Source organism: Mesorhizobium sp. M7A.F.Ca.ET.027.03.2.1, from assembly GCF_003999175.1.
Classification (GTDB): domain Bacteria; phylum Pseudomonadota; class Alphaproteobacteria; order Rhizobiales; family Rhizobiaceae; genus Mesorhizobium.
The window spans coordinates 1-1586 of the sequence record NZ_RZOM01001249.1 but is presented as its reverse complement, the minus strand read 5'-3'; the positions used below and the strand labels follow the sequence as shown (position 1 = coordinate 1586).

1 protein-coding gene is annotated in these 1586 nt (G+C 59.6%); it reads left to right on the top strand.

The window, feature by feature from the left end; genetic code table 11:
- Positions 1-1529: PAS domain S-box protein (locus EN750_RS33500; protein ID WP_127399209.1), on the top strand; the 1529-nt coding region annotated here is incomplete at its 5' end.
- Positions 1530-1586: the final 57 nt, after the last annotated feature.

Sequence of the window (1586 nt, the reverse complement as noted above, 5' to 3'; positions counted from 1 at the left end):
ACATGCGCCGCTGGTACCAGCGGCGCATGTTGCCCTACCGCACCCGCGACAACCGGATTGCAGGCGTGGTGGTCACTTTCAGCGATATCACCGAGCGCAAGCAGAGCGAAGACGAGACCATGCGAAGCGAAAAGCGCCTCCGCGATCTAATCGAAGCTCTACCGAACGCGGTCTACACAACCGACGCCTCGGGTCGGCTTACTTTTTACAACCCGGCCGCCGTCGGACTCTGGGGCCGCGAGCCGAAACTTGGTTCGGATCGATGGAATGGTTCCTGGCGGCTCTACACACCGGAAGGAAACTTGCTGCCGCACGACGAGACCCCACTGGCCACGGCCCTGAAGGAAAAGCGGCAGGTAAAGCGAGGAGCGGAGGCGGTGTGCGAGAGGCCGGATGGTACTCGTGTACCCTACATTTCCTATCCAACCCTGCTTCGCGATGCCTCTGGCGAAGTCACCGGCGCGGTAAACATGCTGGTGGACATCACCGAGCGTAAGCAGGCCGAGGCGCTTGCGGAGCGGCTCGCTGCGATCGTCCAATCCTCCGATGACGCTATCATAGCCAAAAACCTCAAGGGTTTGATAACGAGCTGGAACAAGGGCGCTGAACGCCTGTTCGGCTACTCGCCGGACGAAATCGTGGGCAAATCCATCATGACCTTGGTCCCGTCCAATCGCCACGGCGAAGAGGCGGATATTCTCGACCGCCTTGGTCGAGGAGAGCACATCGAGCACTTTGAAACCGTCCGCCGGCGCGAGGATGGAAGCCTGGTCTGGGTATCCTTGACGATTTCACCGCTTGAAGATGGCCAAGGCAAGGTCATCGGAGCATCTACGATCGCACGCGACATGACCGAGCGGCGGCGCGCCGACGAACATCGGAAGATCCTGATCGGTGAGCTTAATCACCGGGTCAAGAACACGCTGGCGGTCATCCAGTCCATCGCTTCCCAGACCTTGAGTAATGCTTTGACCATGGAAGAGGCGCGGAACGCATTCGGGTCCCGGCTGATCAATCTGGCAAAGGCACACGACGTACTCACTCGCGAAAGCTGGACCAGTGCGAAACTGGATCAGCTTGTCGCCGATACCGTCAAATCTCATTCCGGGAGTGGCACCCGGTTCCGGATTGAAGGTCCCGACATCCAGCTTACCCCGAGTGCGACGCTTGCGATTTCAATGGCGTTGCACGAGTTGTCCACCAACGCCGCAAAATACGGCGCGCTTTCTACCCAGGACGGACATGTCATGATCATCTGGCGCCTTGAAGGAGAAGGTCAGGATCGTCGACTGACCTTGCGTTGGGAAGAAAGCGGCGGCCCGCCGGTAAGCGCGCCGAAGCGCAAGGGCTTCGGCTCGCGCCTGATCGAGAAGGCTCTCGCTGCGGAACTGCGCGGTAGTGTGAGCGTTGCCTATAAGTCCTCCGGCGTTGTTTGCATCATAGATGCACCCATGCCCGCGGGACGGGAGCTCTTGGGTGGCAATAGTGGCGACGCGTCCAGCAAGGAACATCCTGATCGTAGAGGATGAGTTCCTGATCGCCGTGCATCTGGCGGATTTGCTGGTGGAAATGGGGCACCGGATTGC